General features: G+C 42.2%; 12 protein-coding genes. 2 read left to right on the top strand and 10 right to left on the bottom strand.

Going from position 1 to position 13,734, the window contains the following annotated elements; translation table 11 throughout:
* Positions 1-32: 32 nt before the first annotated feature.
* From nagB to LY624_RS06855, 5 genes are all read right to left on the bottom strand, one after another.
* Positions 33-827: a glucosamine-6-phosphate deaminase gene (gene nagB, locus LY624_RS06875; RefSeq protein ID WP_130151439.1), complete on the bottom strand. Its 795-nt coding sequence runs from the start codon at positions 825-827 to the stop codon at positions 33-35.
* 202 nt (positions 828-1,029) lie between these two features.
* The gene (nagX, locus tag LY624_RS06870; protein WP_130151438.1) at positions 1,030-2,160 is read right to left on the bottom strand and encodes a transmembrane glucosamine N-acetyltransferase NagX; all 1,131 of its coding nucleotides are present in this window, start codon (positions 2,158-2,160) and stop codon (positions 1,030-1,032) included.
* Between the two features lie 60 nt (positions 2,161-2,220).
* Positions 2,221-3,333, bottom strand: coding sequence for an N-acetylglucosamine-6-phosphate deacetylase (gene nagA, locus LY624_RS06865; protein ID WP_341804161.1), 1,113 nt, complete (start codon positions 3,331-3,333; stop codon positions 2,221-2,223).
* A complete protein-coding gene (gene nagK, locus LY624_RS06860; RefSeq protein ID WP_130151436.1) occupies positions 3,333-4,247 on the bottom strand; it encodes an N-acetylglucosamine kinase in 915 nt (304 codons plus the stop codon). The genes nagA and nagK overlap by 1 nt, the downstream gene beginning before the upstream one ends.
* Positions 4,248-4,620: 373 nt before the next feature.
* Positions 4,621-5,124 (bottom strand): LabA-like NYN domain-containing protein, encoded by a 504-nt coding sequence (locus tag LY624_RS06855; RefSeq protein WP_237119350.1) that lies wholly within the window; start codon positions 5,122-5,124, stop codon positions 4,621-4,623.
* A 153-nt stretch (positions 5,125-5,277) separates the two neighbouring features.
* Here LY624_RS06855 and LY624_RS06850 point away from each other — a divergent pair, with 153 nt between their 5' ends.
* Positions 5,278-5,895 (top strand): hypothetical protein, encoded by a 618-nt coding sequence (locus LY624_RS06850; RefSeq protein ID WP_130151434.1) that lies wholly within the window; start codon positions 5,278-5,280, stop codon positions 5,893-5,895.
* The gene (locus tag LY624_RS06845; protein WP_130151433.1) at positions 5,892-6,641 is read left to right on the top strand and encodes a DUF3307 domain-containing protein; all 750 of its coding nucleotides are present in this window, start codon (positions 5,892-5,894) and stop codon (positions 6,639-6,641) included. Before LY624_RS06850 ends, LY624_RS06845 begins: the two co-directional genes overlap by 4 nt.
* A gap of 3 nt (positions 6,642-6,644) precedes the next feature.
* Here LY624_RS06845 and LY624_RS06840 read toward each other — a convergent pair whose 3' ends face one another.
* The 5 genes from LY624_RS06840 to dapB all read right to left on the bottom strand — a co-directional run bounded on the left by LY624_RS06840 (position 6,645) and on the right by dapB (position 13,712).
* The gene (locus LY624_RS06840; protein ID WP_341804160.1) at positions 6,645-7,688 is read right to left on the bottom strand and encodes a S66 family peptidase; all 1,044 of its coding nucleotides are present in this window, start codon (positions 7,686-7,688) and stop codon (positions 6,645-6,647) included.
* Between the two features lie 119 nt (positions 7,689-7,807).
* Positions 7,808-8,284: a transcription elongation factor GreA gene (gene greA / locus LY624_RS06835; protein WP_062570756.1), complete on the bottom strand. Its 477-nt coding sequence runs from the start codon at positions 8,282-8,284 to the stop codon at positions 7,808-7,810.
* A gap of 51 nt (positions 8,285-8,335) precedes the next feature.
* Positions 8,336-11,554: a carbamoyl-phosphate synthase large subunit gene (gene carB, locus LY624_RS06830; RefSeq protein WP_130151431.1), complete on the bottom strand. Its 3,219-nt coding sequence runs from the start codon at positions 11,552-11,554 to the stop codon at positions 8,336-8,338.
* 16 nt (positions 11,555-11,570) lie between these two features.
* Positions 11,571-12,707: a glutamine-hydrolyzing carbamoyl-phosphate synthase small subunit gene (gene carA / locus LY624_RS06825; RefSeq protein WP_130151430.1), complete on the bottom strand. Its 1,137-nt coding sequence runs from the start codon at positions 12,705-12,707 to the stop codon at positions 11,571-11,573.
* A gap of 207 nt (positions 12,708-12,914) precedes the next feature.
* Positions 12,915-13,712: a 4-hydroxy-tetrahydrodipicolinate reductase gene (gene dapB / locus LY624_RS06820; protein ID WP_341804159.1), complete on the bottom strand. Its 798-nt coding sequence runs from the start codon at positions 13,710-13,712 to the stop codon at positions 12,915-12,917.
* Positions 13,713-13,734: the final 22 nt, after the last annotated feature.

The following is a 13,734-nucleotide window of genomic DNA, read 5'->3' as shown; positions in this document are numbered from 1 at the left end:
CCAAATGGGCTTTTTTGCTCTCTCTCACAATTTTACAAGGTCGCTAGGTGCGCTTGTAGTTTTTGGTTCTCAGCTTCAATGTGCTGATAGAACGCTAAATCTTCTAATTTACTTGCAGCCGCTTTATCAATGATGATGACAGCATCCTTATGCATTTGTAATGCAGAGGCTGGACACTTTGCCATGAGCGGGCCTTCAACCATTGCCTGTACTGCATCAGCTTTACTTTCACCCGTCGCTAATAGCACTACTTTTTTGGCTTCTAAGATAGTCCCAATCCCCATAGTGATTGATAAATGCGGTTGATATTCGCCTTCGCCAAAGAATCGTGCGTTATCATCAATGGTTGCTTTGGTAAGTGTTTTTACCCGAGTGCGCGAGGTAAGACCTGAAGACGGCTCGTTAAAACCTATATGACCGTTACGGCCAATACCAAGTAATTGCACATCAACCCCTCCTGATGCTGCAATTTTTTGCTCATATTCATTGCACGCAACTAACGGGTTGATTGCATCTCCAGGCGGAACATGCGTGTTATCTTTGTTAATATCTACGTGATTAAATAATTGCTCATTCATAAAGTATCGATAACTTTGCGGATGCTCACCTGTAAGACCTAAGTATTCATCTAAATTAAATGTTGTCGCTTGGCTAAATGAAATATCACCCGCTTTATTTTTTGCGATAAGCTCTTGGTATAACGCAACAGGTGTTGAGCCAGTTGCCAAGCCAAGTACTGATGCTGGTTTTTTTATAAGTTGTTTAGCAAAGATGTTAGCCCCGTAGGCTGCCACTTGCGCGGCATCATCAAGAATGACTATTTGCATATTGATTAGCTCTAATTATAAATTGAAAAAAAATGGGATCTAAAACCCGACCCCACGTGCAATCGAATCGGGTTTTAGATCAAACTACTGCCAGGATACGGTACAGTAGCTATAACCATTATGACAACGCTGTCATTATCACTTTTAGATTTAACTTTGTAAAGTAAAAGTGAATAAAAAATAACGTTTCTATCAGCGTTAACTAAACACTGACAAAGATTTTTCTACGGTACATCCAATGCAACACAAGCATTTGTACAGCAAGTAATGCTACCACGGCTATTAATGGCTGCCATGAATCAGGAACCGCGCGAATAACACCACCAAAAACACTTTGGCTTACATAACCCCAGTTCACTAAGCTCGAGGCTAGGTAAATAATGATCGAATTAGCACCTATAATAACAAATGGATACGCAACTCGCTGCCCTGGTAATATATCAACCAAGGCATAAAACACGGCTAATAAAATAGCGCTCCACCCTACCGTCACCAATACAAAAGAGCTCGTCCATAACTCTTTATTTACCGGAAACTGTAAATCCCAGAGCCACCCTAAGCTTACGCTAACAAGGCCTGAAATAAATAACACGCCAGACATTTTCCATTCACCAATTTGTTGTGCTCGTGCAATAAGCTGGCCTGCAAACACCCCCATAAGTGCGTTAACAATCGCTGGTAGATTAGACAACACGCCTTCAGGATCTACAACGCGATTTTGATAACTAATCCCTGGTAGTAAATACTTATCGAACCATGCATTCCAACTTCCAGCAGCAGATAAGTCTCCGGTACTGCCTCCTGGTACAGGCACAAAGCTAAGCAGTAACCAGTAGCCAAGTAAAATAGATACCGCGGTTATGACTTGGGTTCGTAAGCTTGTATGCCAAACCAACATGGCACAGAAAAACCACGCAATGGCTATTCGAGCTAATACACTGGCGTAGCGTATCTCATCAAACGCCATCGGCATGCCTGTACCCCAGCCGTGATTATATAAAATACCTAAAAAACAGAGCAGTAATAAGCGCTTAATAGCTTTGCGATAATAGACTTTACGCTCATCCCAACTTAAGTGATCAATGCGTTTGGGGGCAAGCCCCATAGCAACGCCAGATAGGAAAATAAATAGCGGGAATATTAAGTCGTAAAAAGTAAAACCGTGCCATTCACTGTGCACTGTATGTGCTTCAAATAGCTTCCAGCCTGTCCAGCCTGTTAGCACAAAAAGTGCTGCAAATATTGACTGACCACCTAAGATCCAAAACATATCCATGCCGCGTAATGCATCTAAAGAAGCTAAACGCTTTTTTGTAGGTTGTGTTGTTGTCATTTTATTACCTTTAATACAAAAAGCCCCGCGATACAACGGCGGGGTTTTTACAGGGAAGTTCTAAACTGCGTTACCTGCAATATAAGTTGCTTTTACATACTGATGCTCATCAAGTACAACAAAATCAGCATCGAAGCCATTTACCAGACGGCCCTTTTTGTTCAAACCAAGATATTGTGCAGGATACAAAGACGCCATTCTCAAGCTTTCGGCTAAACTCACATCCAATGTATTAACGGTATTGCGTACAGCACTTGCCATATCAAGCACACTGCCCGCAAGTTCGCCTGTTGTCGAATTTAAACGGTCACCGGTACGAATAACTTTTCGACCGTCAAAGAAATCAAACTCCATATCGTCAGTGCCCACAGGAGGCATTGCATCAGTTACTAACATAACCTTACCGCGTTGCTTAGTACGAATCGCTAATTTGGCTGACGATGGGTGAACATGATGACCATCAACAATTAAGCCACACCAGCTGTTATCATCCCAAAGGGCAGAGCCAACTACACCAGGCTCTCGCGAGGTAAATGCCGACATTGCATTAAATAAGTGTGTAAAACCATCAGCGCCTGCGGCCAATGCTTTATTAGTCGTTGCAAAATCAGCGTTAGTGTGGCCAATACTTACTTTCACGCCACATTCAACTAATCGCGTTATGTCTTCTGCTCTGACATTTTCAGGTGCCAGCGTCACCATTTTTATGCCTAAGTCTTGACGTGCATAGATCGCAAACTCTTGCTCTGAAATAGGTCTTATAAACTGTTCACTATGAGTGCCTTTCTTAGGTAAAGATAAATGTGGGCCTTCAAAATGAATACCTAACACACCCGGCACTGCTTGGGCAATTGCCTCTGCCGTTGCATCAGCAGCTTGTGCCATCACCTCTACTTTATCAGTAATGAGGGTTGGCATTATCGCAGTTGAACCAAATCGACCATGCGCTTTCGCAATATTGTGCAAACATTGTGGGGTTTGCTCTGCATTAAAAAATGCACCACCACCACCATTTACTTGCACATCAATAAAACCAGGCACCACGAGCCCCTCTAGCTTAACCACATCGGTGCTTGCTTCAGTTAGGGTGAATACCCCATTATCTACACTAAAATAACGATCATTTAAAAATTCTTCGCCGGTAAATAGTGACTGAGCATGAAAAATCGTCATTAAATTGCTACCTCTTGGCTTTGTTCTAACACAGACTGTTGTGCGAAATATACTGCTCCCATTTCAGGTGGTTGAATTGGGTTTTCTACAAGCTTAGCGATATCAGGGTCTAGCCATTTATTTAATGGCTCAGCTAACCCACCTATCATAGACAAACGTGGTGGTTTGTTCTCTAATAAACGGTGTGCAAGTTTACTCACATACTCTGCACCGTCTTTAACAATAGCAAGTGCCACTGCATCTTGCTCATTTGCAGCATTAAACACATAGCGAGCAAGTTTTGCATAACTACTAGATGGTTGACCTGACATTTGCTCAACAATCGCCATTGCGTTATCAGCCGAGAAATGTTCGGTAATGACTTTGGTTAAACAGGTCTTTGAGCCTAACCCATCTAAATCCAGCAGCGTGGCTTTTATCGCTTCAAGTCCCATCCAGGCACCGCTGCCTTTGTCACCTAACGCAAAACCATGGCCACCAAAATTGGTGGTTTGCCCATTCACACAAGAAAAGCCGCATGAGCCCGTGCCTGTGATAATGACTGCACCGTCACTGCCTTCATGAGCGCCTATACAAGCCGTATGTAGGTCAGTCGTTAAAAACATTTGTTTGAACGGGTGTTCCCACTCCATAATTTTATCGTATAGGCTCGGCAAGTTAACACCTGCAAGGCCTAAACCTGCATAGAGTTGATGTACCGTCTCTAACGGCAACCCAGCATCACGCAACGCTAATTGAGTTGAGACCATTATAGATTCAAGTGTGCGCTCCAAACCATGTAGTGGATTTGCCGGACCGCCTAAGCCTGTCCCTAATACGCCATGTTTTACAGAGTAAATGGTTGCTCGGCACTTTGTTCCGCCACCATCGATACCAATAAACAATTGGTCCTCACTCACACTCTTCGCCATCATTTAACGACCCCTAACCTTCGTTTAGTTTTTGTATAAATCGCACTATTTTTTCTTATCAGAATGCGAAATCATCTCAACCCATGTTGATTTAATGTTACACAATAAATGACAGCGTTGTCATTACATTTTTCATAAAAATTCGTATAACTTTCATAATTATTTCTAATTTGTTGAATTAAAAAGCTTTATTAACAGAAAAGAAATTTGAAACAGACCTAGCAATTACTTGGTATGTCTTGTTCTCATTGTTTATTTGAATTAAAAGAGCCATTTCAAGTGCATATTACTATAACTATGAACGAGTCTAGCTCATATTAGCTTAGCTGAAATAATACTTTAGTTAAACAATTTATTTAAATAGGAATATTTATTGCTATTCTCTGCGGTTATTAAGTAACAAGCCGTCGTCGATACAGTAAAAATTCTCAGCCGCATTTTTTAGTACATCAGCAGTCAATTGTTCTGCCCCATACACATCACAAGGAATTTGATAGTTGTGTGCTAGATGCCCTAATAACAATGCAAAGTCACCATCGCCAGACAGCAACACCATTTTGTCTACTTTGCGTGCATTTTCAAGCATATCAATAGTAATACCCACATCCCAATCGCCTTTTGCACTGCCATCGCGTCGCTGAATAAACGGCTTAAGTTTTACTTCAAAGCCTATTGCTCGCAAAATATTTTGAAATTGTGATTGCTTTTCATCGCCACGATAAATTGCATAGGCAATAGCACCATCAATTGTATACAGCTCCTGCATTTTTGCCCAAAAGGCGTTGTAATCGAAGTTTTTTCCATAACTTTCTTTACAGGTGTAGTAAATATTCTGTACGTCGACAAAGATAGCAACTCTCGGCTTTTCAATTGTTTGCATAATACACCTTGTATAATTTATATCTTGCTACTGTAGCACGACTTACTTGTAATTCACTCAAAAGTAACCTAAATTGGTTACATGAACAACAGTAACCAAATTTGGTTACATATGAACAAGTAACTAGTTTTAGTTACAGTAAAAGGATGCGCTATGATTGCGGTGATCACTGGAGATTTAATTAAATCACAAAGAATCCCACAACAAGAATACGATGCAATGCTATACCAACTCGATCAAAGCTTACGTTTTATCACTCAACACTTTGAAAGTAGTTTTAGCATTTATCGTGGTGATGCTTTGCAATTACAGCTACAAACACCAGAATCTGTCTGTCATGTAGCGATACTCTTATATTTACAAATGAAAGCCGCTAACTATGAATTACGTCAAAGTATGGCCATTGGCACAGTCGATAATCCTCGCGCCGATATAAAAACAGCCACAGGAAGTGCGTATACGTTATCCGGTCAGGGCTTAGATAATATGACTCATCAGCTGTTAACAATAAAAGTGGAAAATAATCATCTCGATGAAGGATTTTTACTCAATATTGCCTTAATAGAGGTATTGCTAGAGAAGATGAGCCAAAAACAAGCGAATGCTTTATTTAATTACCTTACAGCAAGCAATAATAGCCACGCAGAACTAGCAAAAGAGCTCAATACAAGCAGAGAAAATGTGACCAAATTACTAAACCTTGCTCAGTACCAATTAGTCGAACGTTTTATCAAGTACAGCCATACAACACTCAAAGGATTGATAGCATGAGCTTTACCTTATTACTTGTCGCCCTATTTTTAGCACACTTGGTTGCTGACTTTTATCTACAGCCAATGAGCTGGGTTAATGACCGAAACAGCCGACACTTTCGCGCAACAAAGTTGTATTTGCATGTTTTAACACACGGCATTGTTTCGTTTATCATTTTAGCTCTTTGGGAGTTTAATTATGGCTGGAATGAGCTTGCACGTGTTGTCTGCGCAACACTGCTAATTATGCTTAGTCACTTCCTCATTGATTTAGCAAAATCCTATTCCAATAAAGGGGTCGTTCCATTTCTACTTGATCAGCTTGCACATAGTATTGTGCTGGTGATGCTAGCTGTATGGTTAACCGATTATGATGAATTTTATGCGCTTATTTGGCAAAAACTAATTGCTATAGATACTCTTTTTGTTATCTGTGCTTATATACTCGTATTAAATCCAAGCTCAGTATTTATTCGCATGATGCTTGAAAAAATCACACAAGGCTTTGCTACATCTGGCAGCATTCCTGCAGCTGGCCACAGTATAGGGCTTTTAGAGCGAGGACTGATGCTAAGCTTTATACTTATGGGTGAATATGCAGGAGTAGGATTCCTACTCGCTGCAAAATCAATCTTTCGCTTTGGAGATTTAAAAGCGAGCGAAGAAAAACAACTCACAGAGTATGTCATGCTTGGCACTTTATTAAGCGTTTCTGTGACATTACTCATTGGTATGAGTACTGTTTATTTAGTTAAACTCTTTTGAGTGTTAACTTAACACCGTGTCTATTTGAACATTTGTCGCCATACCTTCACAAAGATCCGTGGTTATGGTGGCGAATGCACCATTGATCAATGCAAGGTTTGGTGCAACATGACCAATATCAGCATCGGTCAAAACAGGGAATAAGTTGCCTTGAAATGCTAACTCAATCGCCTGATATTCATCAAAGTAACAGTCATTGTTAATTGCTGAGCTACGCCCAAATATAACGGCATTGACATCAGTAAACACATCATTAAGTTTTAAAGATAATAAACACCTTGCTAACGCCATCGGACTCAGTTCTGCATTTTCTAAATAAAGAATTAATCCCTCCGGTGCATACTGTTTTTTAAATTCATGCAACGCATAGTAATTTGAAGGCAGTAATAAGCCTAGTGTGTCAATACAGCCGCCAATCAAACGACCTGATACCTCTATTTGTCGCTTATCTTTATAGTTAATACAACGCCATTGGCTTTCGGCTGTGTAGTTGAATTTTGCATCAGGTTTAGTGGCGTAATCAATCTGATCTTGCTGATAAAACGGCGCAGCAAGTTGCTTAAAGGATGCTTTTTCTTCAAGGCCCATGGCGGTAAATAAAGCCGCTAGGTGTGGATCTTTATCATCGGGGTGAATCTGCATTAAATTCGCACCATGCAGTGTAGCCCAGCCACATCGGGTAGTGAGTGCGCAAGCAAATGTACTGATATCAGAAAAACCAACTAACCATTTAGGTTTTGCATTACTGATAGCACTAAAATCTAACAAAGGTAAGATCTCCATGGTGAGATCCCCTCCCCAAGGCGGCATAATCGCGGCAATCGAGTCATCTGTTAAAAACTGCATCAATTCGGCCGCACGTTCCTTTGCACTATTGTGTTGTTGACGTAAACAGTCTCCTTCAACAACATTAAACCCCTTCGCACTTAGCCCTTCGAGTACAACATCTAATCTTTTATGATATGCCTTATCGACACCAGAAGAAAAAGCACATATGGCGATGCTATCGCCTAAAGATAGCGCTTTAGGATATTGAATTTTCACCACTATTACCTCTTCTTTTGAATAACCAAGCAGCCAACGTACCGAATAACATACCAGAAGTAAACAGGCATAAAAAAACCGCAGTATGTAACTGCGGTTTTTATCAATGCTTGGTTAAGCTATTAAATATACTCAACTTCAATGATTTCGTACTCGACTTCACCGTTTGGTGTTTTAATGGTAACGGCATCATCTACCTCTTTACCAATTAAGCCACGCGCGATTGGCGAATTTACAGAGATCAGATTGTTTTTGATATCTGCTTCATCATCACCCACAATTTGGTATTTAACCTCAGCGTCAGTGTCAACATTAACGATAGTGACCGTTGTGCCAAAAATAACTTTGCCAGTTTTTGGCATCTTAGTTACATCGATGATTTGTACGTTTGAAAGCTTTGCTTCAATTTCTTGAATACGACCTTCGCAAAAACCTTGTTGCTCACGAGCAGCATGGTATTCAGCGTTTTCTTTCAAATCACCGTGCTCACGTGCTTCAGCGATATCAGCAACGATTTTTGGACGGGTAACTGTTTTTAATTCGTTAAGTTCTTCGCGCAGTAATGCTGCACCACGAACCGTCATCGGAATTGATTGCATATTATTCTCACTTAATCCCAAGGGCGATTGCCTCGCCCTTGGCACATTTCCTTAGTTCATTCGCTGGTGTAGTTCCTGAACTGACGTCACCTTGCTACGGTCGTCTGCTTGGTTTGCAGTACAGTTAGCAAATGCCGCGTTCAGTGTCGTTGTGTAGTTAGTTTTGTGCTGTAACGCACCACGACGTAACACCTTCGAATCTTCAATCGCTTGGCGACCTTCAGTAGTGTTTACAATGTAGCTGTATTCACCATTTTTAATTCTATCAAGAATATGAGGACGACCTTCGTATACTTTGTTCACGCGACGAACTGCAATACCCGCTTCTTCTAGCGCTTTTGCAGTGCCACCCGTTGCATCTAGCTCAAAACCTAAAGCTGTCATGGTTTTAGCTAATTCAACAATACGTGGTTTGTCACTGTTGCGTACCGATAGTAACGCGCGACCACCGCGTGGTAAAGTGTTGCTTGCACCTAATTGTGCTTTAGCGAATGCTTCGGCGAAAGTTTCACCAACCCCCATTACCTCACCCGTTGAGCGCATTTCTGGGCCACGGATTGGGTCAACACCTTGGAACTTAGCAAATGGCAGTACCACTTCTTTTACGCTGTAGTAAGGAGGGATTACTTCTTTTGTAATACCTTGGCTTGCTAGCGACTGACCCGCCATACAACGCGCAGCAACTTTTGCAAGTGCAATACCTGTCGCTTTAGAAACAAACGGGACTGTACGTGCAGCACGTGGGTTTACTTCGATTAAGTAAACTTTACCGTCTTTCACAGCAAACTGTGTATTCATCAGACCTACTACGCCAAGCTCTAGTGCCATATCAGTCACTTGCTTACGCATTACGTCTTGTACTTCAGCAGTTAGTGAGTGAGCTGGTAATGAACACGCTGAGTCACCTGAGTGAACACCTGCTTGCTCAATGTGCTCCATGATACCACCGATGATTACTTGCTCACCGTCACAGATAGCGTCAACGTCAACTTCAATTGCGTTATCTAAGAAGTGGTCAAGTAGTACTGGCGCTTCATTTGATGCAGATACCGCTTCAGTCATGTAACGACGTAAGTCGTCTTCATCGTATACGATTTCCATCGCACGACCACCTAGTACGTACGAAGGACGTACAACCAGTGGGAAACCAATTTCAGCAGACTTAACAACCGCTTCTTCTAAAGAAGTCACTGTTGCATTTTCTGGTTGCAGAAGGTTCAAACGCTCAACAAGTTGTTGGAAACGCTCACGGTCTTCAGCACGGTCGATTGCATCTGGAGAAGTACCAATAACTGGCACGCCATTCGCTTCTAGTGCACGCGCAAGTTTAAGTGGCGTTTGACCACCGTACTGAACGATAACACCTTTAGGCTTTTCAACACGTACGATTTCTAATACGTCTTCTAGCGTGATTGGCTCGAAGAATAAGCGATCTGATGTGTCGTAGTCAGTCGAAACAGTTTCAGGGTTACAGTTAACCATGATTGTTTCGTAGCCGTCTTCACGTAAAGCTAATGCTGCGTGAACACAGCAGTAATCGAATTCGATACCTTGACCGATACGGTTAGGGCCACCACCGATTACCATGATTTTATCTTTGTCAGATGGATTCGCTTCACACTCTTCATCATAAGATGAGTACATGTAAGCTGTATCTGAACTAAACTCTGCAGCACACGTATCAACGCGCTTGTATACAGGCACGATATCTAACTGGTGACGCTTCTTGCGAATTTCTGCTTCAGAAACACCGGCAATTTCAGCGATACGCGCATCAGCGAAACCTTTACGCTTAAGCTTGCGTAAGAACTCAGCATTTAAACCAGCCATACCTACTTCGCTGATTGTTGCTTCGTCTTTTAAGATGTCTTCGATTTGCACTAGGTACCAAGGGTCAATCTTAGTGAGTTCGAAAACGTCCTCTACGCTCATACCGTGACGCATTGCATCAGCAACGTACCAAATACGCTCAGCACCTGGCTCACGTAATTCACGGATGATTTTTTCTTTTGCTTTCGGATCATCAAGGGCAACAATTGGGTTAAAGCCCGTTGCGCCTACTTCAAGACCACGTAATGCTTTATGCAGAGACTCTTGTTGGTTACGACCAATCGCCATAACCTCACCCACAGACTTCATCTGTGTTGTTAGACGGTCGTTTGAACCTGCGAATTTTTCGAAGTTAAAACGTGGGATCTTAGTAACAACGTAGTCAATTGACGGCTCGAAAGACGCTGGTGTTTTACCGCCAGTGATGTCGTTTTGTAGCTCATCAAGCGTGTAACCTACAGCTAGTTTCGCTGCGATTTTCGCAATTGGGAAACCCGTTGCTTTTGATGCGAGTGCAGATGAACGCGATACACGAGGGTTCATCTCGATGATAACCATACGGCCATCAACTGGATTCACACCAAACTGTACGTTTGAACCACCTGTTTCAACACCGATTTCACGAAGTACCGCCATCGATGCATTACGCATGATTTGGTATTCTTTATCTGTCAATGTTTGCGCTGGAGCAACCGTGATTGAGTCACCTGTGTGAACACCCATAGGGTCAAAGTTTTCGATAGAACATACGATGATACAGTTGTCGTTTTTGTCACGAACAACTTCCATTTCGTATTCTTTCCAACCGATTAATGATTCATCGATTAAAAGTTCATTTGTTGGTGATAAATCTAAACCACGCTCACAAATTTCATCAAATTCTTCTTGGTTGTATGCAACACCACCACCGGTACCACCCATAGTGAATGATGGACGAATGATACATGGGAAACCGATGCGGCTAAGAACATCGTGTGCTTCTTCCATTGAGTGAGCGATTTCTGCACGCGGACACTCAAGGCCAATGTTCTTCATTGCTACGTCAAAACGCTCACGGTTTTCAGCTTTATCGATTGCATCAGCAGTTGCACCGATAAGTTCAACACCATGTTTAGCCAGTACGCCGTGCTTATCTAAATCAAGTGCACAGTTTAATGCTGTTTGACCACCCATAGTAGGCAGTACTGCATCAGGCTTTTCTTTTTCAATGATTTTCTCTACAACTTCCCAGTGAATTGGCTCGATGTACGTCGCATCCGCCATTTCAGGGTCAGTCATGATAGTTGCAGGGTTCGAGTTTACAAGAATTACTCGAAAGCCTTCTTCTCGTAGTGCTTTACACGCTTGTGCACCAGAGTAGTCAAATTCACAAGCTTGACCGATTACGATCGGGCCTGCGCCTAAGATAAGAATGCTTTTTATGTCGGTACGTTTTGGCATTGTTACTCCGGTTAAATTAGTTAGAACGTGCTTGCATCAAATCGATGAAGTGGTCAAATAATGGCGCCGCATCATGTGGACCTGGGCTTGCTTCAGGGTGACCTTGGAAGCTAAATGCAGGCTTATCTGTGCGGTGAATACCTTGTAGCGTGCCATCGAATAATGAAACGTGAGTTGCACGTAAGTTCGCTGGTAATGTTGCTTCATCAGCTGCGAAACCGTGGTTTTGTGCAGTGATCATTACAACATTGCGGTCAAGGTCTTTAACTGGGTGGTTACCACCGTGGTGACCAAACTTCATTTTCACCGTTTGTGCACCTGAAGCAAGTGCAAGCAATTGGTGACCTAAACAAATACCAAAGATTGGCGTGTCTGTTTCTAGGAAAGTTTTAATTGCTTCAATCGCGTAAGTACACGGCTCAGGGTCACCAGGGCCATTTGATAAGAAGATACCGTCTGGGTTTAATGCCAGTACGTCTTCTGCAGATGTTTGTGCAGGAACAACGGTTAATTTACAGCCGCGGTCAACTAACATACGTAAGATATTACGTTTAACACCGAAGTCATAAGCAACAACGTGGAACTTCTCGTCTGCTGCTTCTAGCGTTTTAAAGCCTGAACCTAACGTCCAGCTTGATTCGCGCCACTCAAAATTTTCCTTGGTTGAGACAACTTTTGCTAAATCCATGCCTTTTAAGCCTGGGAAGGCTTGCGCAGCTTCAAGCGCTTTTTTCTCATCTAACTCGTCGCCTGCAATGATACAACCATTTTGAGCGCCTTTATCACGTAAAATACGTGTTAATTTACGAGTGTCGATGTCAGCAATACCTAAGATATTGCGTTCTTTTAAGTAATCACTTAACGATTGCTCGTTACGGAAATTACTTGCTAGCAGTGGCAAATCACGGATCACTAGGCCTTTAGCCCAGATTTGACCCGCTTCTTCGTCTTCGCTGTTAGTACCCGTATTACCGATATGTGGGTACGTCAAAGTTACGATTTGTTCCGCGTATGAAGGGTCAGTCAAAATTTCTTGATAACCAGTCATAGACGTATTGAATACTACTTCACCGACTGACATGCCGTCAGCGCCGATTGCAGTACCGCGAAACACTGTGCCGTCTTCTAGGACTAACAGAGCGGATTTAGTCAAGTTAACCTCCTAACAGTAAAAAACGGGAGTAAAGTCATTTGCTCTACTGCCCGTTTAAAGCGATTGGAAACACGCATTTATGAATTTTTGGCAAATTGGCGCTATTCTACAGTAAATTAGCTTTTAGATCTAACCTTAATTAATAAAATAGTGAAAATAAGCGTTATTAACTAAAAATTCACTGAAACTGCCAAAAAAGAAACTAAACTACTTCAAGTCAAGCACATCTTGCATGTCATAAAGTCCAGCTGGTTTATTTTTCAACCAGCCCGCAGCTCTTACTGCACCTAACGCGAAGGTCATTCTTGAACTTGCTTTATGAGTTAATTCTAGCCTTTCGCCAGAAGTTGCGAAGTATGCGGTGTGTTCACCTACTATATCTCCGCCCCTCATGACCGAATAACCGATTTCATTTTGCGATTTTGCGTGTTCGTTATTGCTTCTATCAAAACGCGCGACTTCATCATGCTGCCAGCCTTTTGCCTCGGCAATCGCTTCACCAATTGCCAATGCAGTCCCTGATGGCGCATCGATTTTGTGACGATGATGAGCCTCAAATATTTCGATATCCATGTCATCGCCAAACTTCACAGCCGCAGTCTGCACTAAGTTAAGCAGTAAATTTACACCTACGCTATAGTTGCGAGCAAAAACAATCGGAATGTGCTTCGCAGCATCATTAAGCGCATCAATGTCATCTTGGTTAAGGCCCGTGGTACCAATGACCATGGCGATATTTTTTTCGACTGCTATTTTTAGGTGGTTGCGCATTCCTGCTGGCAAAGTGAAATCAATCAATACATCAGCATCTTTTACGTCGGTTTCTTTACTAAATAATACATCCGCTGACGCAGCGCTGTTTAATTGATTAACCGCACTATCTAAAAGTGGCGAGTTATCACGCACGTACGCGCCGGTTAATGTTGCATCATCTTTTTTTGAGACAGCTTCTAAAAGTGTAAGTCCCATGCGGCCGTTTGCGCCAAATACACCTATGCGGTTCATGTAGTTACCTTATCTATTCTTC

Origin of the sequence: Pseudoalteromonas sp. N1230-9, from assembly GCF_032716425.1 — a bacterium.
Taxonomy (GTDB): Bacteria; Pseudomonadota; Gammaproteobacteria; order Enterobacterales; family Alteromonadaceae; genus Pseudoalteromonas.
This window is presented reverse-complemented; position numbering and strand designations above follow the sequence as displayed.

What these genes read in the sequence shown, in the direction of transcription:
- nagB (WP_130151439.1), bottom strand. Translation starts at nt 827, where the DNA reads ATGCAAATAGTCATTCTTGATGATGCCGCGCAAGTGGCAGCCTACGGG.
- nagX (WP_130151438.1), bottom strand. Translation starts at nt 2,160, where the DNA reads ATGACAACAACACAACCTACAAAAAAGCGTTTAGCTTCTTTAGATGCA.
- nagA (WP_341804161.1), bottom strand. Translation starts at nt 3,333, where the DNA reads ATGACGATTTTTCATGCTCAGTCACTATTTACCGGCGAAGAATTTTTA.
- nagK (WP_130151436.1), bottom strand. Translation starts at nt 4,247, where the DNA reads ATGATGGCGAAGAGTGTGAGTGAGGACCAATTGTTTATTGGTATCGAT.
- LY624_RS06855 (WP_237119350.1), bottom strand. Translation starts at nt 5,124, where the DNA reads ATGCAAACAATTGAAAAGCCGAGAGTTGCTATCTTTGTCGACGTACAG.
- LY624_RS06850 (WP_130151434.1), top strand. Translation starts at nt 5,278, where the DNA reads ATGATTGCGGTGATCACTGGAGATTTAATTAAATCACAAAGAATCCCA.
- LY624_RS06845 (WP_130151433.1), top strand. Translation starts at nt 5,892, where the DNA reads ATGAGCTTTACCTTATTACTTGTCGCCCTATTTTTAGCACACTTGGTT.
- greA (WP_062570756.1), bottom strand. Translation starts at nt 8,284, where the DNA reads ATGCAATCAATTCCGATGACGGTTCGTGGTGCAGCATTACTGCGCGAA.
- carB (WP_130151431.1), bottom strand. Translation starts at nt 11,554, where the DNA reads ATGCCAAAACGTACCGACATAAAAAGCATTCTTATCTTAGGCGCAGGC.
- dapB (WP_341804159.1), bottom strand. Translation starts at nt 13,712, where the DNA reads ATGAACCGCATAGGTGTATTTGGCGCAAACGGCCGCATGGGACTTACA.